The organism is Vagococcus bubulae, from assembly GCF_003950315.1.
Classification (GTDB): Bacteria; Bacillota; Bacilli; order Lactobacillales; family Vagococcaceae; genus Vagococcus; species Vagococcus bubulae.
Genome location: NZ_NGJT01000004.1, coordinates 38,265 through 63,572, shown reverse-complemented (window position 1 = coordinate 63,572; position 25,308 = coordinate 38,265). Strand labels below are relative to the sequence as shown.

Annotated in this window: 26 protein-coding genes; 5 read left to right on the top strand and 21 right to left on the bottom strand. The window is 34.0% G+C overall.

All coding sequences use genetic code 11. From position 1 onward, the window contains the following. Position 1 precedes the first annotated feature (1 nt). From CBF36_RS03415 to dnaX, 6 genes are read right to left on the bottom strand one after another with little or no spacing between them, the layout of a single operon-like run. The gene (locus tag CBF36_RS03415) at positions 2 to 946 is read right to left on the bottom strand and encodes a DNA polymerase III subunit delta' (protein ID WP_125956644.1); all 945 of its coding nucleotides are present in this window, start codon (positions 944 to 946) and stop codon (positions 2 to 4) included. Further along, positions 946 to 1,275: a cyclic-di-AMP receptor gene (locus CBF36_RS03410; RefSeq protein ID WP_071457136.1), complete on the bottom strand. Its 330-nt coding sequence runs from the start codon at positions 1,273 to 1,275 to the stop codon at positions 946 to 948. The genes CBF36_RS03415 and CBF36_RS03410 overlap by 1 nt, the downstream gene beginning before the upstream one ends. A 5-nt stretch (positions 1,276 to 1,280) precedes the next feature. Further along, positions 1,281 to 1,946, bottom strand: coding sequence for a dTMP kinase (gene tmk, locus CBF36_RS03405; protein WP_125956643.1), 666 nt, complete (start codon positions 1,944 to 1,946; stop codon positions 1,281 to 1,283). A 17-nt stretch (positions 1,947 to 1,963) separates the two neighbouring features. Further along, a complete protein-coding gene (gene recR / locus CBF36_RS03400; protein ID WP_125956641.1) occupies positions 1,964 to 2,560 on the bottom strand; it encodes a recombination mediator RecR in 597 nt (198 codons plus the stop codon). 60 nt (positions 2,561 to 2,620) lie between these two features. Then, entirely contained in the window at positions 2,621 to 2,935 is a 315-nt protein-coding gene (locus CBF36_RS03395; protein ID WP_125956639.1) for a YbaB/EbfC family nucleoid-associated protein, read from the bottom strand. 23 nt (positions 2,936 to 2,958) lie between these two features. Continuing rightward, positions 2,959 to 4,683 carry a DNA polymerase III subunit gamma/tau gene (gene dnaX, locus CBF36_RS03390; protein WP_125956637.1) on the bottom strand — a complete coding sequence of 575 codons (1,725 nt, stop codon included), beginning with the start codon at positions 4,681 to 4,683 and terminating at the stop codon, positions 2,959 to 2,961. Positions 4,684 to 4,860: 177 nt separating this feature from the next. Here dnaX and CBF36_RS03385 point away from each other — a divergent pair, with 177 nt between their 5' ends. The 4 genes from CBF36_RS03385 to CBF36_RS03370 all read left to right on the top strand — a co-directional run bounded on the left by CBF36_RS03385 (position 4,861) and on the right by CBF36_RS03370 (position 8,816). Beyond that, positions 4,861 to 6,084 carry an SPFH domain-containing protein gene (locus tag CBF36_RS03385; protein WP_125956635.1) on the top strand — a complete coding sequence of 408 codons (1,224 nt, stop codon included), beginning with the start codon at positions 4,861 to 4,863 and terminating at the stop codon, positions 6,082 to 6,084. Positions 6,085 to 6,105: 21 nt separating this feature from the next. After that, complete coding sequence (locus CBF36_RS03380; protein WP_125956633.1) at positions 6,106 to 7,155, top strand: TFIIB-type zinc ribbon-containing protein; 1,050 nt, start codon at positions 6,106 to 6,108, stop codon at positions 7,153 to 7,155. Beyond that, the gene (locus CBF36_RS03375) at positions 7,080 to 7,952 is read left to right on the top strand and encodes a TPM domain-containing protein (protein WP_125956632.1); all 873 of its coding nucleotides are present in this window, start codon (positions 7,080 to 7,082) and stop codon (positions 7,950 to 7,952) included. The genes CBF36_RS03380 and CBF36_RS03375 overlap by 76 nt, the downstream gene beginning before the upstream one ends. A gap of 102 nt (positions 7,953 to 8,054) precedes the next feature. After that, the gene (locus CBF36_RS03370; protein WP_165865367.1) at positions 8,055 to 8,816 is read left to right on the top strand and encodes an alpha/beta fold hydrolase; all 762 of its coding nucleotides are present in this window, start codon (positions 8,055 to 8,057) and stop codon (positions 8,814 to 8,816) included. On the opposite strand, the gene CBF36_RS03365 is transcribed toward CBF36_RS03370, so the two are convergent. From CBF36_RS03365 to CBF36_RS03330, 8 genes are all read right to left on the bottom strand, one after another. Next, a complete protein-coding gene (locus CBF36_RS03365; RefSeq protein WP_125956630.1) occupies positions 8,813 to 9,808 on the bottom strand; it encodes a nucleoid-associated protein in 996 nt (331 codons plus the stop codon). The genes CBF36_RS03370 and CBF36_RS03365 overlap by 4 nt on opposite strands. 35 nt (positions 9,809 to 9,843) lie before the next feature. After that, positions 9,844 to 10,773: a UTP--glucose-1-phosphate uridylyltransferase GalU gene (gene galU / locus CBF36_RS03360; RefSeq protein WP_125956628.1), complete on the bottom strand. Its 930-nt coding sequence runs from the start codon at positions 10,771 to 10,773 to the stop codon at positions 9,844 to 9,846. 16 nt (positions 10,774 to 10,789) lie between these two features. Beyond that, a complete protein-coding gene (locus CBF36_RS03355) occupies positions 10,790 to 11,800 on the bottom strand; it encodes an NAD(P)H-dependent glycerol-3-phosphate dehydrogenase (protein WP_125956626.1) in 1,011 nt (336 codons plus the stop codon). 100 nt (positions 11,801 to 11,900) lie between these two features. Next, positions 11,901 to 12,719: a prolipoprotein diacylglyceryl transferase gene (gene lgt, locus CBF36_RS03350; protein WP_125956624.1), complete on the bottom strand. Its 819-nt coding sequence runs from the start codon at positions 12,717 to 12,719 to the stop codon at positions 11,901 to 11,903. Beyond that, positions 12,716 to 13,657 (bottom strand): HPr(Ser) kinase/phosphatase, encoded by a 942-nt coding sequence (hprK, locus tag CBF36_RS03345; protein ID WP_125956623.1) that lies wholly within the window; start codon positions 13,655 to 13,657, stop codon positions 12,716 to 12,718. The genes lgt and hprK overlap by 4 nt, the downstream gene beginning before the upstream one ends. 80 nt (positions 13,658 to 13,737) lie before the next feature. After that, positions 13,738 to 14,214, bottom strand: coding sequence for a threonine/serine exporter family protein (locus tag CBF36_RS03340; RefSeq protein WP_125956621.1), 477 nt, complete (start codon positions 14,212 to 14,214; stop codon positions 13,738 to 13,740). 11 nt (positions 14,215 to 14,225) lie between these two features. Next, on the bottom strand, positions 14,226 to 14,993 hold the full coding sequence (locus tag CBF36_RS03335; protein WP_165865366.1) for a threonine/serine exporter family protein: 768 nt from the start codon (positions 14,991 to 14,993) through the stop codon (positions 14,226 to 14,228). A gap of 86 nt (positions 14,994 to 15,079) precedes the next feature. Beyond that, entirely contained in the window at positions 15,080 to 16,465 is a 1,386-nt protein-coding gene (locus tag CBF36_RS03330) for a M24 family metallopeptidase (RefSeq protein ID WP_243637965.1), read from the bottom strand. 167 nt (positions 16,466 to 16,632) lie between these two features. Between CBF36_RS03330 and CBF36_RS03325 the strand changes: the two genes are divergently transcribed. Then, complete coding sequence (locus CBF36_RS03325; protein WP_125956616.1) at positions 16,633 to 16,839, top strand: glycine zipper family protein; 207 nt, start codon at positions 16,633 to 16,635, stop codon at positions 16,837 to 16,839. An 84-nt stretch (positions 16,840 to 16,923) separates the two neighbouring features. On the opposite strand, the gene rplS is transcribed toward CBF36_RS03325, so the two are convergent. From rplS to CBF36_RS03290, 7 genes are all read right to left on the bottom strand, one after another. Next, positions 16,924 to 17,271, bottom strand: a complete 348-nt coding sequence (gene rplS / locus CBF36_RS03320; protein WP_079347943.1) for a 50S ribosomal protein L19 — start codon at positions 17,269 to 17,271, stop codon at positions 16,924 to 16,926. A 118-nt stretch (positions 17,272 to 17,389) separates the two neighbouring features. Continuing rightward, positions 17,390 to 18,130 (bottom strand): tRNA (guanosine(37)-N1)-methyltransferase TrmD, encoded by a 741-nt coding sequence (gene trmD, locus CBF36_RS03315; protein WP_125956614.1) that lies wholly within the window; start codon positions 18,128 to 18,130, stop codon positions 17,390 to 17,392. Then, the gene (gene rimM / locus CBF36_RS03310; RefSeq protein WP_125956612.1) at positions 18,120 to 18,650 is read right to left on the bottom strand and encodes a ribosome maturation factor RimM; all 531 of its coding nucleotides are present in this window, start codon (positions 18,648 to 18,650) and stop codon (positions 18,120 to 18,122) included. The genes trmD and rimM overlap by 11 nt, the downstream gene beginning before the upstream one ends. A gap of 112 nt (positions 18,651 to 18,762) precedes the next feature. Next, positions 18,763 to 19,218 (bottom strand): hypothetical protein, encoded by a 456-nt coding sequence (locus CBF36_RS03305; RefSeq protein ID WP_125956611.1) that lies wholly within the window; start codon positions 19,216 to 19,218, stop codon positions 18,763 to 18,765. A 96-nt stretch (positions 19,219 to 19,314) separates the two neighbouring features. Beyond that, on the bottom strand, positions 19,315 to 21,651 hold the full coding sequence (locus tag CBF36_RS03300; RefSeq protein WP_125956609.1) for an HAD-IC family P-type ATPase: 2,337 nt from the start codon (positions 21,649 to 21,651) through the stop codon (positions 19,315 to 19,317). Positions 21,652 to 21,783: 132 nt separating this feature from the next. After that, the gene (locus CBF36_RS03295) at positions 21,784 to 22,224 is read right to left on the bottom strand and encodes a hypothetical protein (RefSeq protein WP_243637964.1); all 441 of its coding nucleotides are present in this window, start codon (positions 22,222 to 22,224) and stop codon (positions 21,784 to 21,786) included. 182 nt (positions 22,225 to 22,406) lie between these two features. After that, positions 22,407 to 25,079: a calcium-translocating P-type ATPase, PMCA-type gene (locus CBF36_RS03290; protein WP_125956606.1), complete on the bottom strand. Its 2,673-nt coding sequence runs from the start codon at positions 25,077 to 25,079 to the stop codon at positions 22,407 to 22,409. Positions 25,080 to 25,308: the final 229 nt, after the last annotated feature.

Genomic DNA, 25,308 nt, shown 5'->3' with positions numbered 1-25,308 from the left:
CCTAATGAGATGTCATGATTCTCAAAGCTAGTTGTTCGCATGTATTTTGAAAGCTAACATTTGATGCTAGTTTTTGTTTTGCTTGTGTCGCGTTCATAATCATTCTAACATAGTCAATACCATTAGAAAACTGTGTATTGATTTGTTTGCGCATCTTTATCCTCATCATTGCTACTAGAATATCTAATAATTGCCGTTGCTGTGTTTTATCTTGCGCGTGTTTTATCAAATATTGTTGAACAAAGAGAAACGCTCTTGTATCATTCTTTTCAAAATATTCCAACCACCTAGATAGTAAATCTCTCGTATCATTAAACCATTCATCATTTGCTAAATCTGTTGCCTCTTGTACTGAATTAGTTAACTCAACTAATAAATCAACATGAGCTAGTGGCTGATCTAATGTTAGTATTTCTTGTTTTAAATGATCTTTTGCAAGTTGCTTTAAAAGAATGAGCTGACATCTTGATTGGATAGTTGGTAACAGTGACATAGCATTATTTGTCAAGAAAAAGATATAGACTTCTCCATCTGGTTCTTCAATAAACTTTAATAAACTATTAGCAGATTGTACAGTCATTTTTTCGGATTCTAAGACCAATAAGACTTTCCTTCTTGATTCTACTCCACTACTTGTAAAAAATGATTTTATTTGTCTAATTTGATCCACTTTAATCGTTTGTCCATCTGGCTCAATTTTAGCAATATCTGCATGCTCATCTTGTTCAATACGTAAACATGACCGACAATGTCCACATGGTGAACCATCACTATCTAAACTCTCACAAAATAATCCTTGGCAAAGAAATAGAGCAAAGACTTCTTCTTCAACATTATTTCCTTGAATAATATAAGCATGACTCAACATATTATCATGAAATACCTTATTAAATTTTGAGTAGAGTAACGGTTGTGTCATCTGTACTTTTTCTTTCATCATACTCATTAAAAATGATAGAACCCTTCTACAGGAAGTACAAAAACAGTCGCTCCACCAACTTGTATTTCAATCGGGTGAGTGGAATGAGCATCCATAGCAATGTCTAAAGAAATAGGAGGGGTCATATATTGTTCTCTTGAATGACACACTGATTTGATGATAGATAACACTTCTTCCACACGCTCATCTTCAATCCCAATAATAAATGTCGTGTTTCCTGATTTTAAAAAACCGCCTGTTGTGGATAATTTTGTCGCACGAACATTCTCTTTGTTAAACTTGTTTTGTAAACGTGAGCTATCCTTATCTTGAATAATTGCTAATAATAATTTCATTGTTATCACCCTTTACTTGATTTAATAAACATACTTGGAAAAGTTTCTTTAATTAAATTATAACAAGTATTTACGACGTTTTCTATTGATTGACTTGCATCGACTTTTTTTATTCGATTTGATTCTGATTCTAGTAAGGTTAAATAAGCTGAACGAACTCGTTCGTGAAAATCCAATGACTCTTTGTCTAAACGGTCCAACTCTGCTTCACTCCGTCCCTTGTTGATGCGACTTAGTCCGACTGATGCTTCAACATCTAGGTATAGTGTCAAATCAGGATAGTTTCCTTCAATAGCAAAGTCATTAATCTGACGAACTGCCTCAACTCCAATACCTCTTGCTGCACCTTGATAAGCGATGGAACTATCGATAAATCGATCACACACAACCAAACGATTTGTTTCTAAAGCTGGTAATATTTTTTCAACTAAATGTTGTCTTCTAGCTGCTGCGTATAATAACGCTTCTGTTCGCTCGTCCATCATTGTATGAGTTGGATTTAAAATAACCTCACGGATTTTTTCAGAAATCGGGATGCCTCCTGGTTCTCTTGTTGTCACTACATCAACCTTTAACTCATGAGACATTTTTTTTAATAATTCTTCTATAACTGTTGATTTTCCAGCGCCATCTGGGCCTTCTATCGTAATAAATACTCCATTTCGTGACATTTATTTATTATCCTCCATTACAATTCAGTTCGTCCTTCAACTGCTTTTAACAATGTAATCTCATCTGCATACTCTATATCACTACCAACAGATAATCCATGCGCCAAGCGTGTCACTTTTATTCCTGAAGGCTTAATTAAACGAGACAAATACATGGCTGTTGCTTCACCATCAGTTGTCGCATTCGTTGCAATAATGACTTCATTTACTTCATTGTTGTGTAATCGTTTGATTAAACTAGCAATGTTTAAATCATCTGGTCCTGTTCCATCCATTGGAGAGAGCACACCATGAAGTACATGATATAATCCTTTGTACTCTCTTACCTTCTCTAAAGACATAACATCTTTGGTTTCTTCTACTACTAAAATCGTTGATTGGTCACGATTTGGATTACGACAGATATCACATGATTTTTCTTCTGTGATATTTCCACATATCTCACAAAAATGCAAATCGCGTTTCACACTTATTAATGATTTGGCAAAATCTGTAACATCTTCTTCTTTCATATTGAGTGTATAAAATGCTAAACGAGTCGCCGTTTTGGCACCGATACCTGGTAATTTCATATAGCTATCAATTAATTTAGCAATAGGGGCTGGATATTGCATGCAAAACCCTCCTTTTTCTGTCAAAAAACAGGAAGTCTCCCTCCTGTTTTTCCTTACTTATTATAATCCTGGGATAGCTTTTGCGTATTTACCCATTACTCGTTCCGTTTCAGCGTCTATTTTTTCAATGACTTTATTCGTTGCATCAAGTACTAAGTCTTGAACCATTTCAGGATCTTCTGGATCTAACACATCTGGATTAATCTCAATACTTGTCACTTTCTTTTCACCAGTCATGGTAATTTTTACTAATCCATTTCCTGCTTCAGCTTCAAAGACTTGCGCATCTAATGTTTCTTTAGCTGCTGCCATCTCTTTTTGCATTTTTTGAACCTGTTTCATCATTCCTTGCATATTTCCCATTCCACGCATCATAATTATCGTCTCCATTTCTATTTTTAATCTTCTATTATTTGAATATTTTGTTCTCCAAACATTTTTTTCGCTTCACTGATTAACACGTCTTCTTCAACTTGCTCTACCTTATTTTCATCAGAGTCATGTGTTCTATCGGTTTGCGAGATAAACTGTTGTCTTAATTCTTGCCAACTATCTTTTGGAATACTGATTAAACTAGGTGTATACCCAATCAATCGATTTAAACTATTATACACCGCTTGCTGAAGTTCTTCATCATTACTTGCCTTTTGACACAAAATATCATAATCAAACGCTATAACTAATCCTGTTTCACTCGCTGCTACAGGTTCACATGCTTTTAACATAGCTCGCTGTGTAACCGATAGTAACTGAAGTAAATCAACCCAAACGTCTCTAACATTTACTAGGTGTTCTTTTGTTGCATTTTCTAACACTTGATAGACTCGTTCAGTTGGTACTTTATAAAGAGGTTGTTTCGCTTTAGATGAACTACTTTTGGCTTTTTTTTCTTGTTGAAGACTTCCCTTTTCTTGTAATGTCTCCAATTTTTTTTCTAATTGTTGAATTTTTTGGACAAGCTCTTGATAATTTTTTCCTTCTATATCAGTCGGTGTAACTGATTGAGTAGGCAAATCATTCACCTGTTTTTTGGGTCTTACTGCCATTATTTCTGATAGTTTGATTGTTAATACTTCTAAATAAATGGATGGTTGTGACGTAAACTTCATGTTTTTTTGCATCTCGTTCAACTCTTCAATCCATTGATACAACACACGACTATCAATCGCTTCACTCAACGACTTAAATGACTCACTAATAGAAGGTAGTTGACTTTCCACTACTTGTGGAGCTTGTTGATACATTAAGATATCTCGGCAATGAATCAACAAATTTTCAACAATTCGGTTGCTTTCTTTGCCTTCATTTAGCATGCTGTCAACTAACTCTAATGATTTTTGAGTATCAGAGTGAAAACAAGCTAAAAAATAATCATCCATCATTTGACTTGTTAAGCTACCTGTTACCTCTAAAGCGTCCGCCACACTCAATGTTCCATCACTAAATGAAATCAACTGATCTAAAATACTTAACGCATCTCTCATGCCACCTTCTGCAGAGCGAGCGACGATTTTCAATACTTTATCATCAAACGAAATATTTTTTTCTTGCAAGATATAAGCTAAACGCTGCTCGATATCTCGTGTATTAATTCGTTTAAAATCAAATCGTTGCGTCCTTGAAATAATTGTAGCTGGTATTTTATGTGGTTCGGTTGTTGCTAAAATAAAAATAACATGTTCGGGTGGTTCTTCAAGTGTTTTTAATAAGGCGTTAAATGCTCCTGTTGATAACATATGTACCTCATCAATAATGTACACTTTATATGGTACTTGTGTTGGTGCATACTTTACTTTATCTCGTATATCACGAATTTCTTCGACACCATTATTACTTGCAGCATCTATTTCTAATACATCGTTAATTCTACCTTCTGTAATTCCTTTACAATTATCACACTCATTGCAAGGTTCACCATTAGTCGAATGTTCACAGTTTATAGCTTTTGCAAAAATTTTAGCGGCACTGGTTTTCCCTGTTCCTCTAGGGCCAGTAAAGAGATAAGCATGTGATACTTTTTGTTGCATAATGGCATGTTTTAACGTTTGTGTGATAATGCCTTGACCAACTAAATCATCGAAAGTTTGTGGTCGCCACTCACGATACAATGCTTGATATGCCACATCAACACTCCTCTCTATTTTCAATCTTCTCTATTATATGTTAAAAGTTCAAAAATTTCTAGCCATGTCTTACACAATCCCTTACCAAATAAATCATTCTTTCGCCCGATTGTCGCGTTTTTTTATCTATGGTAAACTTATCTAAATCGAGTCACAAAAATGAAAGTAGGGATAATAATGGGATTAATAAAAGCTGCAGTTAACTCTGTTGGCGGTGGATTGGCCGACCAATGGTTAGAAGTCATTGAACCATATAATTTAAGTGATGACACTGTCATGACAACTGGGGTACCAGTCAGAAAAGATAGTAAACGTCAAGGAAATAAAAAAGGAACAGAAGGATTTATTACAGACGGTTCCGTTGTTTATGTTTACCCAAATACTATGATGTTATTAGTTGATGGTGGTAAAATCATCGACTTCACAGCTGAAGAAGGTTATTACACTGTCAACAACGCCAGTGCCCCTTCTATGTTTACTGGTAATTTAAAAGGAGCCATTGAAGAATCATTTAATCGGTTTAAATTTGGTGGTCTGCCTCCACAAACACAACAAGTTATTTACATTAACTTACAAGAAATTAAAGGCATTAAATTTGGCACACCAAGTCCTTTAAATTATTTTGATAATTTCTATAATGCAGAATTATTTTTACGTGCTCATGGAACCTATTCTGTCAAAGTCGTTGACCCAATTCTCTTTTATAAAAATGTCTTACCAAAAAATAAAAATCATGTCACCATCTCAGAAATCAATGACCAATTTTTATCTGAATTTTTATCTGCCTTCCAAACATCTATTAATCAAATGTCTATGATGGGTGAACGGATTTCATACGTTCCATCTAAAAGTATGGAATTAAGTAAATTTATGTCCTCTGCCCTAGATGAAGAATGGACAAATCTTCGCGGAATGGAAATTGTTAGTGTTGGGGTTGCAAGCATTTCTTACACAGATGACTCTCAAGAACTAATTAATATGAGAAATAAAGGTGCTATGCTTTCTGATGCATCAATTCGTGAAGGGTTTGTACAAGGTTCTGTTGCGCAAGGTTTACAAGATGCTGGTAGTAATCCTAACGGTAGCGTCAATGGCTTTATGGGTGTCGGAATGGGAATGAATGCAACGGGTGATTATTTAAGCCAAAGTTCTAAAGGAAACCAAGAACAAATGCAACAGCAACAGGCCAAACAAACAAATAATGACACTTGGACATGTCCAAACGATCAAACAGAAAATACTGGAAAATTCTGTTCAGAGTGCGGACAGTCAAAACCTGCACCACAAACGTCTGGTATTCAAATGAAATGCGCTAACTGTCATAACGTTGTCACCATCACCAATCAAATGCCAAAATTCTGTCCAGAGTGTGGGGCACCTTTCCAAGGATTGCCTTTATAAATTTAGAAATGAGGTGGTCCAATGTCCGATGTGCTTTCACATAAATGCCCAAATTGTGATGGGCCCTTACTCTTTGACCCTAGCAATCAAACCTTTCATTGTGAATATTGTTTAAGTGTTTTTAATGAGGGTGATTTAGATTCAACAGAACAAAAAGAATCTGCTGAAAACCTTGACCAAACGAGCCAAGAGATGTTCAACCTTTATGATTGTCCGTCTTGCGGAGCAGAAATCGTGACCGATGATACAACTGCGGCGACATTTTGCTATTACTGTCATAATCCTGTTTTGTTAAAAGACCGTGTTTCTGGTGAGTTTTTACCTAATAATATTTTACCTTTTAAAATTTCCAAAGATGAAGCAAAGGAACAATTTCTATCTTGGGCAAAATCCAAAAAATTTATACCAAAAGACTTTTTTGATGAATCCCAAATAGAAAAAATTACCGGTATTTACTTTCCTTATTGGAAGACTGATGCAACGACAAAAGGGCGCGTTAATGCGACAGGAACTAAAATTACCGTTTGGCGCGTTGGTGATACCGAGTACACTCGAACGAGAAAATATAAACTAACCCGTGGTGGAACCATTCATTTTAGAGATTTAATCAAAAATGCTCTTCAAAAAAATACCAAACAGCTCATGATTGAATCGGTTCAACCGTTTCCTTTAACTGATGTCACAAATTTTGACTCCAAATATTTATCAGGCTTTCAAGCAGAAAAACGAGATATTGAGTTTTCTTCATTAGAACCCTCTCTAGTTGGAGAACTTTCTCACTATACTCAAACTATTTTAGAAAATGAAATGCAAGGATTTACAACTCTATCGACCAATCATCACGAAAGTCACGTATTAAGTCAATCGAATAAATATTTGTTATTACCTGTTTGGGTTGTAACCTATCAGTCTGAGACAAGTGATGAACCATTTTATTATGCGATGAACGGTGTCACTGGAAAAACAAGTGGGAAGTTGCCAATTAATAAACCAAAATTAATCGGGACTTCTGTTGCATTAGGTATTTTAGTAACCACACTTATCCTAGTTGGGGGGTATTTGCTATTTTAAAAAAATATAACTCACTCATTAGTTTCACCATTATTATACTATTTAGTCTATTTAGCTTTTCTATTTATACAGTAGCAGAAACGTCAGAACGAGTATTTGATCAAGCTAATTTATTGTCAGCTGATGAAAAAAATTCCCTTGAACAAGCTATCAATGAATTCAAAGAAAAAAATAATCAAGATTTTGTTTTTGTCTCAACAGAAAATACTGATGGAAAAACACCGGAAGAATATGCTGATGATTTCTATGATAATAATGGTTTTGGACTCGGTAATGATAAAAGTGGCATGCTTTTTTTAATTGATATGGAACATCGAAAATTTCATATTTCGACAACAGGAAGTATGATAGATATTTTAAATGACAATCGTATCAATCAAATTGTAAACAGTAGCACTGAAGATATGAAAGATGGTCGCTATTATGATGTCATTAAATATGTCTTAACTGCTTCAAGTGGCTACATTAAAGATGGTCCAGCTGCTAACACACATCGTGTTGCACGAGATAACTCAAAAGCATTTTCAATATTGACAATCATAATTGCCAGTATCGCAGGTATTGGTTCAGCTATTGGTTTTTATGTGTATATCTCTAGAAATTATTTGTTAAAAAAAGCGACTTATCATTACCCCTATTATGAAATGAGTTCACTTGATTTAACAGAATCTCGCACATCAAAAGTATTTGATATTACGACAACTAGACATATTCCCAAACCGCCTCCAAGTAGTGGGTCCAGTACTCATATGGGAAGCAGCGGAACAAGCCACGGCGGTGGTGGCGGAAGCTTCTAAAAAATGCTACAGACAATTTGTTTTTGTCTATAGCATTTTTTTGAGTTGTAATGATTGCTTTATTTTTGAACAATCGATACTCTTAACTAAAGGAGGGAACTTATGAAATGCTTAATTAAAGAAAGAATGATTCAACATATTCCGGTTTTAGAAGTTGTGCCTGAGACTCATCAATATGATCCACTTCCATGTGTTGTTTTTTATCATGGCTGGCAAACATCAAAAGAATTGGCCTTAACACCTGCTAGAAAAATAGCTCAGTTAACTAACCGTGTGATTGTTCCGGATGCCATGTTTCATGGAACGAGACGCGTTGAAAATCGATCTGTCATCCCTTCTTTTGCTTTTTGGTCTAGTATCCAACATAACCTTATTGAGTTTAATTTAATCAAAGAATATCTTTACAACAAAAAATTTATTTTAGACAACCAAATTGCTGTTGGTGGCTTTTCAATGGGTGGAATGACGAGTGCGGGTCTTCTAACAAAACATCCTGATATTACAGCTGCTGCAATTTTAATGGGCACTCCCAATTATCAAGGGTTTATTGACCGATTGATTTCTTATAGTAAAGAAAAACAACTCACGTTACCCATTGATTTAGAAGATAGTTTATCTTGGACATCATCTTACGACCTCAATAAACAACCTGAAAAAATAAATAGCCGACCACTTTATTTTTGGCATGGAACAAAAGATGTCAAAATCCCTTATTCAGCTAGTCATGATTTTTATAACACGTACAAACATGACGATTTTGGTAAAAATATGGTATTTGAAACAGGCATAGATGAACCACATATCTTAACTATTCCGACAATGGAGAATATGGCAAACTTTCTAAATAACCAGTTTTATCATTAAAACTTACTAGTAATCTCTTCAATATTTTTTATCATTACAGAGATTGTTCCATCAGGATTGTTGATAAACTCAACCATATTAGCATCATTAAACACGTCACTTGGAATAGACAATTCAATGCCATTAGCTAATTTAAATTTTTGTTTGCTGTATTTTTTTTCATATTTCACAATATTTTCTGGAATATCCTCAGTAAATTTTGTTTTTCCAATCATTTCTTGGTATTCTTCTTTTGCAGAAATATTATCTTTAAATACAACGTCAGCTACTTTTTGTGTGTCAATAATGCCATCTGATTCAATGCTTTCAAAAATTGCCTGTTGTGCTTGGCTCATACTCACATACTCTTCTTCATTATAACGTTTTGCAACTTGTTTCACTGCTTTTTTCACAATATTTAATTTCTCACTAACTGTCGGTAGTGGGTCAAGTTGCAACAAACGTTCTGTAAAATAGTAGCGTTTTTCTCCTTCAAACATATAGCGTTTTTCTATAACTTTTGTAGATAAATCTGCTAAATTTATCATAAAACATTCATCAATTTTTTGTGTGACAGCAGGAAAAACAGTCCGATTTAAAATAATGTTATTTTGCATCACATCATCTACATAAGTCACATGATGTGTAAATTGAGGTTTATAATTAAATTTAATCACGACTAAATAATGATTTTCTTCTATATCATCTTTTGTTTCTAAAAATAAAACATCTCCACTAGGTGCATCTTCACTAATAGCCAAGACATCAAACATTTTTTGAGAAATGTCTTGTGTTGCTTTTATAAAGTCAGTTTCTATCTCTTGCACAAAAGGAACAATATCATTATCTGCTGATAGAATGCCATGCTTATACTCTCCTTTATCCAATCGTTTTAACACTGTTTCCATATATTGACTCACATGAAAATCACGTAAATCAAGTTCTGCTTGTGAACAGATTAATTGTCCAGAATCTTTATCAATAATGTGTAAAATCGCTTTTAGTATTTCCATATTATTCTCCTTTAAACAAGAAAAAGAGAAGGGAATTAATCCTTCTCAGTTTTTTTTGTCTCATTTTTCTTAGTTGTCATGCCTTTTTCTTGTTTGATTTCATCACTTAAATCTAATATAAGTTGAGCTAAATCATCCTTAATTTGAGGGTGTTTTAACCCATACTCAATACTTGTTTTCATGTAACCAAACTTATCTCCAACGTCATAACGAGTTCCTGTAAAATTATGGGCAAACACACGTTGCGTTTTATTTAATGTATCAATCGCATCTGTTAATTGAATTTCCCCACCAGCACCTGGTTTTTGTTCTTCTAACACATGGAAAATTTCAGGTGTTAGAAGATAACGACCAATAATAGCCATGTTACTTGGTGCTTTTTCAACAGGTGGTTTTTCAACAAAATTTTTGACATTAAACAAGTTTTTAGCTACTTCACCACCAGGATTGATAATGCCATACTTAGACACATCTTCTTTTGGTACTTCCATGACAGCGATAGTAGAAGCATGTGTTTCATCATAATCGTTGATTAATTGCTTCGTTAATGGAATGTTATCTTCCATAATATCATCACCAAGCATCACAACAAATGGCTCATTCCCAACAAACGATTTTGCCTGTAACACTGCATGTCCCAAACCAAGAGGATGAGATTGACGAATAAAATGTAAGTTTAATCCAGTGGTTTCTTCTACTAATTCTAATAATTCTAACTTACCTTTTTCTTTTAAATTTGTTTCAAGTTCTAAGTTAGAATCAAAATGATCTTCGATTGGACGTTTTGCTTTTCCGGTAACAATCAAAATATCTTCAATTCCTGATGCAAGTGCTTCTTCAACAATAAATTGAATTGTTGGTTTATCAACGATTGGTAACATTTCTTTAGCCATTGCTTTTGTTGCGGGTAAAAAACGTGTTCCTAATCCTGCAGCTGGAATAACTGCTTTTTTTACTTTAGACATGTTTGTTAATCTCCTTTTATAATTCCTGTTCAGATTTATGTTCTCTGAGCATAATATTTTTTACTGTTGTTGGGACATCAGTATGATTATAGATAACATCATAAATCGCTTCTGTAATCGGCATTTCAATATTTCTTTCTTGAGCCAATTCATAGGCTGCTTTAGTTGTATAAACACCTTCGACTATCATTCCCATATTATTTAATACGTCATCTAATGAATTACCTTTTCCAAGTAAATACCCTGCTCTAAAATTGCGTGAATGCTCACTTGCACATGTTACGGCTAAATCTCCTACACCACTTAAACCGATAAATGTTAAAGGATTAGCACCCATCGCAACGCCTAAACGACTAATTTCAGCTAGTCCACGAGTCATAATAGCCGCTCGAGCATTATCTCCATAACCTAATCCATGTAAAGCGCCTGAACCAAGTGCAATAATATTTTTTAAAGCCGCACCCATTTCTACCCCAATCACGTCACTATTAGTGTATACTCTAAAATAATCATTTGAAAATAGGCGTTGTACATACTCAGCCGCTTGCATTGAACTTGATGCTGCTGTAATGGTTGTCACGTCTTTGACTGCCACTTCTTCTGCATGACTTGGTCCAGATAATACCACAATAGCTTGTCTATGGCTTGAATCAATTTCTTCTTCTAGTACTTCTGTAATACGTTTATGACTATCTTGTTCTAATCCTTTACTAGCATGAATCACAATTGGTTGATTCTCACAAACTTTATTAAATTCTTTCGATACCTCACGCATCGCTTTTGTTGGTACAACAAACAACACCGCATCAGCATCTTTGATACATTCTTTTAAATCAATCGTCCCTACTAATTTAGTCGGTAACGTAATTTCTTTTAAATAATGAGCATTGGTATGATGGTGATTTATTTCATTAATTTGAGTTTCTTTATTTCCCCAAATCGTCACATCATGACCATTTTCAACGAGTACCATCGCTAAAGCAGTGCCCCAAGAGCCTGCTCCTAAAACAGCAATTTTTTGTTTCATAGAATTAAATTTCTCCTTTTAAAAAACATTGTACACTTATTTTATCATAGGTTACTAAAAGAAGTAAGACGCGAGACGTTTTCGCCACACATCTTACTTCTTATTTAATACTATATGATCGATTATAGTATGGTAATTCTTTATTTTTACGTCGAATAACGATTAAAACAAGTGCGCCTATGAATAACACGGCTGAAAGAATTTGAGATACTCTTAATCCTCCAAAAAACATCAAGCTATCTGTTCTCATCCCTTCAATAAAGAATCGGCCAAATGAGTACCATAAAACATAGGTTAACGCAATCTCACCTTGTTTGAAAAATTGATTTTTCCTTCTTAATAACACAATGACGATAAACCCAATCAAATTCCATGTACTTTCATATAAAAAAGTTGGTTGTCTATACGAGCCATCAATGTACATATTTTCAATAATAAAATTAGGCAAATGTAATGTCATTAAAAAAGCTTTTGTTGTTATTTCACCAAACGCTTCATGATTCATAAAGTTTCCCCATCTACCAATGGCTTGTGCTAATAAGACACTTGGTGCTGCGACATCTAAAAACGTCCACGTATTAATAAAATGGTGACGTGTATAAAAATACAATACCAATCCACCTGCTATCAACCCACCATAAATAGCTAAACCACCATTTCTTATGGCCAATATTTCAGCTGGATGTTGCGCATAGTATTCCCATTCAAATATGACATAATACAACCTAGCTCCAATAATCGAAATAGGAAGTGCCCATAACATCATATCCACAACATCATTTTCTTTTAGCCCAACACGAATAGATTCTCTAGTAGCAAGCCATGACACTAACACTATACCAGACACAATAATAATCGCATACCACTGAATCCCTACACCAAAAATATGAAAAGCTGTCGGATTAATTGCTGCTATCATTTATCAAGCTCCTTGTCATTCTCTGAATTTTCAGCAATCAGTTGTGCTAAATTATTTTCAAATTTTTTCGTTGCATCATATCCCATTGTTTTTGCTCTAAAGTTCATCGCAGCAACTTCAATAATTGTGGCAACGTTTCTACCATTAGACACTGGAATGGTAATTTTCGGTACAGGAACATGTGCTAAATCAATTGACTCGGTACCTGAACCTAATCTGTCAAAGGTATTATCAACACTCCAATCTTGAAGATTAACCACAAGAGAAATATGAGCGTGATTTCTAACCGCACTTGCACCAAATAAATTCATCACGTCGATAATCCCAACACCACGAATTTCCATTAAATGCTCCAAAATTTTTGGTGCTTCTCCAATAACAGTTCGCTCGTCTTGACGGTAAATATCAACACGATCATCAGCAATCAAACGATGACCTTTTTTGATTAGCTCTAAACCTGTTTCACTTTTACCAATGCCACTGCTACCTTGTATCAACACACCTAAACCATATACTTCTACTAATACACCGTGAATAGAAACACGCTCAGCTAACTGGCTTTCCAAAAAGTTTGAAATCATACCAGATAAACGAGAAGTAGAAATAGTGGATTGTATGATTGGTATTTCTTGTTTGTTTGCCGCCTTAACTAATTCTTCTGGCACAGACAACCCTCTAGCAATCACAAAACAAGGTGTATCTTCATTACATAACTTTTTAAAAATCATTGTTTTTTCAGCTGTTGTCATTTTTTCGATAAACGTAATTTCTTTCATACCTAACACTTGGATTCGATCATATGGGTAATAGTTAAAATACCCCGTCAATTCTAGCCCTGGTCGTGAAATTTCACTTGAGGCAACGGTACGATTTAAAAATTCATCGCCTGAATAGACATCCAAATGTAGTTGATTAACAATATCTTTGATTTGAACCATTTTTTCACTTCCTTACTTTAAATACTCATCTTATCTATTCTAACATTTAATGTCCCAAGTGACTATCTTTTGATACCGTTTTACTTTTCAGATGATTTATTTTTTTTATTAATAAATGGTTCTTCTTCAATTTTCATTTTAGCTGCCAGTAAAATTTTAGATACCGCTTCATTAATAATAAAACCAATCGCTATGGCACCACCCACTAAGCAAGCCTGAAATCCGTAATGTAACGCGACTTCATAATGTTTTTCCGTTAAATTATTAAAGGTTTTAAATAATAAACCTCCAGGCACAATCGGCATAATTCCAGGCATATTAAATACTAAACTGGAAACATTTTTCCACTTACTCAAAATATTTGAAAAAAAGACTAATGCTAGTAAGGCAATTAATGAGGATATCGCTTCACTAAAAGACAATTTTGTACATAGATAATATATAAACCAAGTGAGCATACCTGAGAGTCCACATAGTAAGGTATAACTTTTTTCAATATTATAAAGAATCGCTATGGCACAACCAGCGATAAAACTAAAAAATAATTTTATTATCATCAAACCACTCCTTACAAAACACTAGAAAAAATGATAGCTACCGGTAATCCCAACATTAACGCTGTACTAAAAGCATCCATCGATTGAATCATTCCTGTTAAATAATCCCCATCCATCATTGCCCTGATGGCATTGACAAACGTGGTTCCAGGTAATAATGGCATAATGCAACTAAATAAAATAGAATACGGTTCGCTCACCACATGTACTTTAACTAGGCATACAATAAAAAAACAAATAATAGTTGAATAAGACAGAATAGAAAAGATATTTATTTTTGTTGTTTCTTTTATTTTTAAATATGACCAATAACCAATGATTCCTAGAAAAAATGTTGTGAAAAAATTCCAATTTAAGCCATTCATAATGACATTCATCCCACCACAGACAAGTGCTGCGCTAATGATTCGTGTTTTTTCAGGAAAAGAATAGTTTTTTTGATTAATGACTCTTAACTCATTTAAAAAACTCTGAGTATCCATTTTATTAGCTAAAAAATCATCCAATACGCGTTCAACTCTCAGTATTTTTTCAAAATTATATCCCGATTTTTCTACGGGAATCATTTTCACTGTGTTATCATGTCGATTTATAATAACAAAGCTCGTTTCTGCATTAAAGGTTGATAACTCATTATTTTCTATATTTAAATGATTAATAATCTTATGTATATTGGCATTAATCATATCACTTGTCGCATTACTTTCTTGTAAAATCTTTCCATATAACAAACACACTTGTACAATATCATCAAAATTAGGTTGAGAATCCATCTTCATTTCCTTCTTTCCTACAATGTATCCCATTTACTATAACGAAAAAAAATTCCTATTATACAGACATAATAGGAATAAAACGTGATTTTTTATTTAATTCGTTTTAATGCATGGTCTTTAGCCAAAAAGAAAGGACGATAATAAGCTACCGTATCCGTCATTGGTAAAACTTCTTCAGGTAAGTGGATATTTAACTGCTTTTCAATAAATTTTCTACGAAGCATAAAAACATGATGCAAATCAGGATAATTATCTTTTATCTCTTTTCTTAATCTTTCATCGGCTAATGCAATCCCACTTTCACAACTTGTGCCAGCATATCCTGAGATTGATGGAATAATATCTAGTTGAAACATCATACCACTTTTTAATGTAATCTCTGAGTTAGGATAGATTGGGGATGATAACCATTCCTCATCTGCAAATAAGTGACCAGGATTTAATTGCCATCCATAGTTTTCTTTTGGTAAAATACCTTCTATCATTTTGTACATTTCTTGACCTGTCTTACCTATTTTTATACTTTCAAGCCACGTTGCCACTGCATTAAAATACGGTTTAGCTAATTTATCTAAATAATCTTCCTGGCCTTTTGGTAACTGAGCTGAATTTTTAACAGCATAACCTGCTCTTGATGTTAAACCTCCTTTGTATCCCACTGTCATAGAAACGGGATCTCCAAGTGACACCTTTTTATCTGTCGGATACATATTTGCTTTTTCAAATCTTTCACCTGTCGCCACAATCGTAACCACACTTCTAGGCTGTCCCATTTCTTGCATGACATCACCTATTTTCATTTCAGAAAGACCAACATCAAATAATTCTAATCCTTTAGACATACTTTGACTGGATAATTGAGCCCAAAACTCATAGTGAGCTATTTCATTACTATTATTCTTAACTCTCGCTCCATTATCACTGCTGATGAACAATCCTGTTTGATTAGAAAGATGTTTTTCACCTACTACTTCTTTTAATCCTTGTATTAAAAAATTAGGTAAATCAAACAGATTATTATTATCACAATAGTGACTAGTAAATAATTTCCAACCAACTACCCCTACTCTCATTGAATCTGTTAAGCCAGCTTCTCTAAAGTAATCTGAGATAGGTCGATCATCTTCCATTGGTTGATTAGCTAAAGATAAATGTGGCATGTGAATGCCTATTGCTTTAATACGAGATTTAGGTACCTTATTTATGTTTTCGTTACCAAGTATTAAATAAGCTTTACCAGTCTTATGCAAGACAAGCATACCTTCTTCAAAACGCGTCACAAAGCCTGTTAAATACTCAAAATTTCCACCATGTTCTAAATCACCATAAATAACTAGTGCATCTAATTTTCCCTGTTCCATTCGATTCATCACTTTTTTTAATCGTTGATTCATTGTGTCATCAGTTAAAGCAATTGGTTTTAATTCTCTATCAACAACTAATTCATCTATATTAGATAAACATATATCATTCACTTTTATTACCTCCATTACATTTCATTCATAATCATAGTTTAGCTAAATTTAGCGAGAAATTTATGATAAAACTTTGATTTAAAACGAAGTAATAAACACTATTTGACCTAAGATATCATGTTATCGATAGTATTTTTATGGTATATTTATTAAAAAGGAGTGGTAATATGAGTGACAAACAAAAGAAAAGACGCGATATTAGCAACGATGACATTAATTATATGATATTAGGCATCTCATTAGGACCATCATTTGGCTTATTATTAGGATTATTAATCGATAATCTTGCACTAGGATTCTCATTCGGGATATTAATGGGTGTAGGGATTGGAGGTATTATTCAATATCTTAATGAATCAAAAACGCAAGAGTAGTTTTTTAACTCTTGCGTTTTTAGATTTAGTTATAAAAAAAGAACCCTATTTTCATAGAGTTCTTTATCGGTTAATAATGACTTATTAACGACGGATTTCTTTAATTCTTGCTGCTTTACCATGTAATGCACGGATGTAATAAAGTTTCGCACGACGAACTTTACCATAACGGATTACTTCGATTTGAGCAACACGCGGTGTATGGATTGGGAAAGTACGTTCCACACCAACACCATTAGAAATTTTACGTACAGTGTAAGTTTCGCTAATTCCAGCTCCACGGCGTTTGATTACAACACCTTCAAATAACTGGATACGTTCACGAGTACCCTCAACAACTTTAGCATGTACACGTACAGTGTCACCTGGTCTAAAAGCTGGGATATCAGAGCGTAATTGTTCTTTTGTAATTTCTTCTATTAATGGATTCATGTCCACATTCTCCTTATTCTAAACATTCATATGCATCTTACACAGCGGAATGTTGTGATAGATGAGCCATTTGACTCACTAAATTATAATAGCATAATTACTCTTTTCAGTAAAGAGGCTAAATACTTTTTTCTTCCTTTTTCACTTCTTCTAGTAATCTTTCCATCTCTTTTGTTAACTCAATACTTTCTAACATATCAGGTCGTCTTAAATAGGTTCTTCTAAGCGATTCTTTTAACTGCCATTCCTCAATTAATTTATGATTTCCATTAGTTAATACGTGAGGGACTTCCATTCCTTCATAATTAGCCGGACGTGTGTATTGTGGGTGCTCTAAAAGACCTGTTGAATGAGAATCTGTCTTAGCAGATTCGTCATTTCCTAAAACTTCTGGTAATAATCTCACCGTTGCATCAATCATTACCATTGCCCCAAGCTCTCCACCTGTTAACACATAATCTCCTAATGACACTTCATCTGTTACTAAAGAGCGAATTCTTTCATCATACCCTTCGTAATGTCCACAAATAAATACTAAATGATCTTCTTTTGAAAATTCTTCTGCCATCTCTTGATTAAATCGTTTGCCTGCTGGATCAAGTAAAATCACACGTGGTTTAGTTTGTGCATCTTCTTCAATAAATGTAAGAGCATCATGGATGGGTTGAACTTTCAACAACATTCCAGCTCCCCCACCATATGGGTAATCATCTACTTGTTGGTGTTTATTTGTCGAAAACTCTCTAAAATTTCTTACATGAACCTCAAGCAACTCTTTAGTGATGGCTTTCCCTAAAATAGATTCAGTTAGCGGGCCTTCAAACATTTTTGGAAAAAGAGTTAATACATCAATTCTCATCGTCAATCAACCCTTCTGGAATGTCAACAGTTACTTTTTGTTCATCCACATTCACATCTAAAACAACTGATTCAATATATGGTAATAAGATATCTTTTTTTCCATGTTCTTTAGATTTAACTACCCACACATCATTGGCTCCAGGAGATAAAATTTCTTTAATTGTACCAAGCAACTCTCCCGTTTCATCTACTACTTCACAGCCGATAATTTCATGATAGTAAAAAGCATTTTCTTCTAATTGACCAACTTCATTTTTTTTAACTTTTAAAATGCCATCACGATATTTTTCAACATCATTAATATTCGGATGACCCTCAAAACTAACAATATCAAAGTTTTTATGTTTTCTGTGAGATTTTATCGTTAACTCAACCATGTCTTTTCCATCTTGAAAAAAGTATAATATATTCCCTTTTTTATAGCGTTTTTCAGGAAAATCAGTTTGAGAAATCACTCGAACTTCTCCTTTAATTCCTTGCGTGTTAACAATTTTTCCAACATTTAAATACTCTGTCACCTTTATTCCCTCATTTCACATATTTCATTTTATTATTGTAACATTTTGGTTAAACCAAAGCGAAACATTTTAAAAAGCATTGGCACAATCACCCAATGCTTTTTCTGTTTATCTATTTATCTAATACCTGTAATGACTCAATCGAATCACCAGGAACTTGTGGTGGGATAGAAAATGTCAACGCTGGTGTTTTCGTTAATGTAAACTCTACTGATACACCATGCTTCATTTTTTCTTTATTTTTAGTATTATTAAATACTTTTTTATCTACATTTAAAACAACACCATTAGAATCAAGAACATCATGAATAGAGTCTGGGTCGCACACGACATCAACTGATTCAAACGACAAAATAACCGTATCATTATCAACAACTGGATCTGTTGTCAATCGGCCTTCAAAAATAGGACTACTTTCTTGGCTTGACTCACTTACTGTTGATGAAGCAATCTCGCCAGTTCTTTTAGTAGTTTGTCCTGCACTTGCTGTAGTACCTACTCCAGATGAACACCCCGAGATAACAAAAACACTACTGATTAGCATGCTACTTACGACTATTTTTTTCATTTTACCCTCCCATAATAAACTGACCTCTACAATATAATTCTATAGTATATGAAAAGTATATCTTTTTTAATAATAAAATATGAATTTTGTGTTAATTTATTCTTTTAATAATTTATGAACTATTTTCCGAATAATATAAAAAGTTGGTATCGATAATAACATTAACGGTATATACACCATAGCCAATTGAATAGTATAAATACTTACCAATGAAAAAATTTTATCAAAAAATGTAAAAATACACAAGAATAATAGGAATAAAATACTTAAAAGTCCTATAATCTTTTTAGTTAATGGTTTAGCTATCTCCCTTAAGACAATGAATCCTATAAAACCTGTTAATAAAACAGTCACAGTAGATTTTTGCTCATATGACCACCCTAGCAGATTGCCGAACACTTCAATGAACAGGGTCATAATCACGACTGTTAACCCACTGGCTAAAGGCGGTTCAAATACATTCTTCAAAAAAGTTCCTTTGATTGGTTGTGTATTTGGTCTAAGAGCTAAAAAGAAAGAGGGAATACCCACTGTAAGAGCATTAATCGGACTTAACTGAATGGGTTGAAATGGATACGGCGAACTAATAAAAATATAAATCGCAGCTAAAAACAAAGAATAAACCGTTTTTGTTAAGTAAAGAGAAGACACTCGTTGAATATTATTAATGACCTGTCTACCCTCTAATACAACATCTATCATAGAGTCGAAATTAGAATCTAGTAAAACAAAATCAGCAATTCCTTTAGCAGCATCACTTCCGTTAGCCATAACAATACTGCAATCTGCCTGCTTCAAAGCTAAAATATCATTGACTCCATCACCTGTCATCCCAACAACATGCTCTTGTTCTTGTAAGGCCATCACTAATTTTTTCTTTTGTTCAGGAGATACTCGGCCGAATATTCGATGTTTTTTAACAATCTCTGGGATGTCATCATCTGATAGTTTACTCATATCAATTGATTCTTCATCATGTGATACGCCAGATCGTTTAGCTATCTGTGTGACCGTTTCAGGATGGTCTCCAGATATGATGCATATATCTACTTTCTCCTGTTTAAAATACTCAAGCGTTTGAGGTGCTTCTGGTCTAATTTCATCTTCAAGATAAATAAACCCTAATAATTCTAATTGTCTTGGTAATGTTTGAGCTATTTCCACATCACAGCTTTTAGCAACTGCAATAATTCGTAACCCTTTTTCAAAAGCCAATCCCATTTTTTTAGTTTGTTCTTCAGAAAAACCATCAAATAAGTACTCCGGTGCGCCCATAAAATAGGTATCATTATCTTTAAACGTAATGGCACTCCACTTTCTTGCAGAGGAGAAAGGAATTTGTTTCACTGGCTTAAATTGTGTCACATCACTTTGGTCAAAATAATACATTAAGGCTAGTCCTGTTGCATTATCTTCATTCAATCCTTTAACGATAGAGCCAACTAAAATAGAAAACGTCTCATCCGTTAAATCAGTGGTATCAACTGTATCAAACTCAACAACTTTTAATTGCCCACTTGTTAACGTGCCGGTTTTATCTAAACAAAGAACATCTACTCGAGCTAACGTTTCAATTGCTCCCATCGTTTGAACCAATACTTGCCTACGACTTAATTTAATCACACCAACTGCTAATGCAACGGTTGTTAGTAAGATAAGCCCTTCTGGAATCATCCCCATAATGGCTGCTGTACTACCTAAAATCGCTTCATTTAGTTGTGTTCCACTTGTTAAACTTGTAATCATTAAGATGGCTCCGATAGGAATAATAACCATTGTCAGCAAGCGAATTAGACGATTCATTAACATGATTAATTCACTATAAATGCCCTTAGTCTGTTTAGCTTCCATACTAAGTTTATAGCTGTAACTATCTTTCCCAACATGCGTTGCTTGCATCAATCCACTGCCACTTACAATATAACTTCCAGAGTAAACTGATGAACCAACAGTTTTTATGACAGGATCAGACTCACCTGTTAATTGCGATTCGTCACATTCCATTCCCTCTGTATCTAATATTGTTCCGTCCACCACAACTTGTTGCCCTCGTTTAATCGTAATCAAATCATCTTTCACCACTTCATTTTGTGGAATCTCAAACGTTTGATAGTTTCTTGTCACTGTAACTTTTGACTCACTCAGTAAACTCAATCGATCAATATTATTCTTCGCTTTAATTTCTTGGTACACACCAACCAAGGTGTTTGATACAATGACACCCAGAAAAAGTAAATTTTTATAACTTCCAGTATAAATAATAAAGCCAGCTATCACTAAATTTATAAAATTAAATAGCGTAAAACTATTTTCAAATAAGATTTGCTTGAATGACCGAGTTGTTTTTGGTATGGCTTGATTCACTTCACCTCTAGCCATTCTATTCAATACTTCTTCATCTGTAAGACCCGGATAGGATTTTTTTTCTGACATAGTATCCTCCCCCTAAAACCTTTTTTATACTATAAGGATACCATTTATTAAAAAATCTGTCTGTTTGTTAGGCTATTTCTTTTATTATTTAAAGATATTTAAAAAAAGAGATGATTTCTCATCTCTTTTCGACTATTTATTCATAATAATTTGTGTAATACGTTGGATACAGAAAGAGATACCATCAGTTGCAGCGTCTTGTTTCACTTCTGACACATCAAAGGCTTCACTATCCACTTTAGCATTTTCGGCATCAATCGAATCAATCATTTCTTGACATCCTTCAACGTATTCTTGGAATGCTTTTTCTAATTTTTTATGAATTCCTAAAACTTTCACAGGTGCTTTTAAATGAGTTAATGAGTTTTCCATTACTCTGTACTCTTCTGTACCACTTGTAAATTGACTCTTAATTTCTGTTAGTTGTTCAACTGTTAAATCGGATAGTTTGTCCTCATCAATCGCTGTACGAATAATTTCGTATGACGGATTCATTTTTTCTCCCACTTTTTCAGATTCCGTTACAATGGCATTAATAACTTGTAAATATTGCCCTATATTTGGTTTTTTCAACGTAATTCCCCTCTTTCAATCATTCTCGTTTATTTTACCTTTTTTTAAACAAAATTTAAAGGATAAGTTGCGATATTTTTTCTAAAAAAAGCAACACATTAACTTCAATATTATAGATATACCTTTAGTTTGTCAACAAAAACAAAAAAACTATCCAAAAGAGATTGGATAGTTTTAACACCCTATTTATAGAGGGTTTTTCTTTGAACCCATTTCACACATTCTACAATTGGTAAAATAGCAAATGATCCAATAAATACAGCTAACCATTGATGTCCATCTAAATGAGCTACTTTAAATAGGTCATTAAATCCTGGTACAACAATTGTTACTGCTAGTAAGACAAATGAAAGTAAAATCGCATAATTAAAGATTTTATTTCTAAATGGTCCCACTTTGAATAATGATTCATGAACAGATTTTACGTTAAACGCATGGATTAACTGAATTAACCCTAGTGTTGCATAAGCCATGGTTAATGCATCAGCATGGATTTCACCATAATTTGTATGAACTGGGTTATTAATAGCATACATATACACACCTAATGTTAATCCAGCTTCTAAAATCCCTTGATAGATAATACTACTCATGACACCACCTGAGAAGAAATCAGAATCACGTCCACGAGGTTTGTGTTTCATAATACCTTTTTCAGCAGGTTCTAACCCTAATGCAATCGCAGGGAATGTATCAGTTACTACGTTAATCCATAATAAATGGACCGGTAATAAGGTATCCCAACCAACCATTGTGGCAATAAATAAGGTTAATACTTCCCCTAAATTTGCAGCAAGTAAGTATTGAACGGTTTTTTGAATATTAGAGAATACTTTACGGCCTTCTTCAACGGCAACGATAATAGTAGAGAAGTTATCATCAGCTAGGACCATATCACTTGCCCCTTTAGAAACTTCAGTACCAGTAATTCCCATACCTATACCAATATCAGCTGTTTTAAGTGCTGGTGCATCATTGACACCATCACCTGTCATCGCAACCACTTTTCCATCTTTTTGCCATGCTTTAACAATACGAACTTTGTGTTCTGGAGATACCCTAGCATAAACAGAGTATTGTTCAATTGAATTAGCTAGTTGTTCATCTGACATATCATTTAATTCGCCACCAGTAATAACAGCATCATGTTGCCCTTCCTTTAAAATACCAAGACGTACTGCAATCGCTTCTGCTGTATCTTTATGGTCACCCGTAATCATAATTGGACGAATACCTGCTTCTTTTGCTACACGTACTGCTTCTGCTGCTTCTTTACGTTCAGGGTCAATCATTCCAACTAAACCAGAGAAAATTAAATCTTTTTCAACATTTTCACTAGTTAATTCACTTGGAATCTCATCTACTATTTTATAAGCCATTGCTAGAACACGTAACGCTTGTGTCGCTAATTGTTTATTTGTTTTTAAAATCAACTCTTCTTCTGACTTATCCATTGGTTTGATTTCGCCATTAACATCATAGTTTGTACAACGTTTTAATAATTCATCTGGTGCTCCTTTAACAGCAACAAAGAAACGACCATCTGATAACTTATGGAATGTTGACATCAATTTTCTATCTGAATCAAATGGGACTTCAGCTAGACGAGGCTCAGATTTCAATTGACTTGCAATATCAAATCCACGATCTTCACCATATTTAATTAAAGCTGTTTCTGTTGGGTCACCTATTAATGTTCCATCATCAGAAATTTTTGTATCATTACAAAATGTCATAATTTTTAATGTTGTATTGTCTAAAGAAATGTCTTTTGAATCACGAATGGATTCATTATTTGTAAAGACTTCCTCTACTGTCATTTGGTTTAATGTCAGTGTACCTGTTTTATCTGAACAAATAATATCCGTACTACCTAACGTTTCCACTGCAGGTAATTTTCTAACCAATGCATTACGTTTAGCCATTTTTTGTGTTCCTAAGGCTAAAATAATCGTTACAATCGCTGGTAATCCTTCTGGAATGGCTGCAACGGCTAAGGAAACAGATGTTAATAACATTTCCATCCAGTCATGTCCACCACGTAACATTCCCACTCCAAACATCACAATACAGATGAAAATAATCGCAATAGATAATACCTTACCTAATTTATTTAGGTTTTCTTTTAATGGCGTGTTGGTTTCGTCAGCTTGTGCTAACATATTAGCAATCTTACCAACTTCTGTGTTCATTCCAGTACCTGTCACAACACCGACTCCACGGCCATAAGTGACATTACTGTTCATATAAGCCATGTTGATACGATCCCCAATACCAACGTCTTCTTTTTCTAATATGACATCTTTTTTCTCAACTGGAACAGACTCCCCAGTCAATGCGGCTTCTTCAATTTTCAACGAAGCTGTTTCAATTAAACGCATATCTGCAGGAATGACATCACCTGCTTCAAGTAACACAATATCACCAGGAACTAAATCTGTACTTTTCACTGTTTTTGTTGTGTTGTCACGACGAACATTAGCATTAGGTGTTGACATATCTTTCAATGCTTCAATCGCTTCTTCTGCTTTTGCTTCTTGTACAACACCAAAAATCGCCATGATAAAGACGACCACAATAATCATAATCGCCTCAACTTGATCCCCCATGAAAAATGAAAGAACTGCCGCTGCTAATAAAATAAGAATCATAAAATCCTTGAACTGGTCTAAAAATTTACTAAATAAACTTTTCTTCTTCCCTTCGTCCAACTGATTATGACCATACTCCTGAATACGTTTTTCTGCTTCTGCAGTACTCAACCCATGGGGTGTTGTTTGCAGTTTTTCTAACACTTGCTTCTCATCTTCCACATAAAAAGCGTCATTCAACTGCTTCTTCTTTTGATCTGACATCTCTTTTCCTCCTTTTATTTGTCGCTATACATAAGTCAAATAAAAAAAGACCTATGTATGCTTAACTACATACATAAGTCTCACTATTTAAGATAATACCAGAAATGCGCAATGATTTCGATTGGTGGCATTACCGCAGTATGTAGAACTGCCAGTTACTCCCTTATGAATAATTCTAGTTGATTATATCATGAAAATTTTTAAGTTACAATTAATTCACTATTTTCTA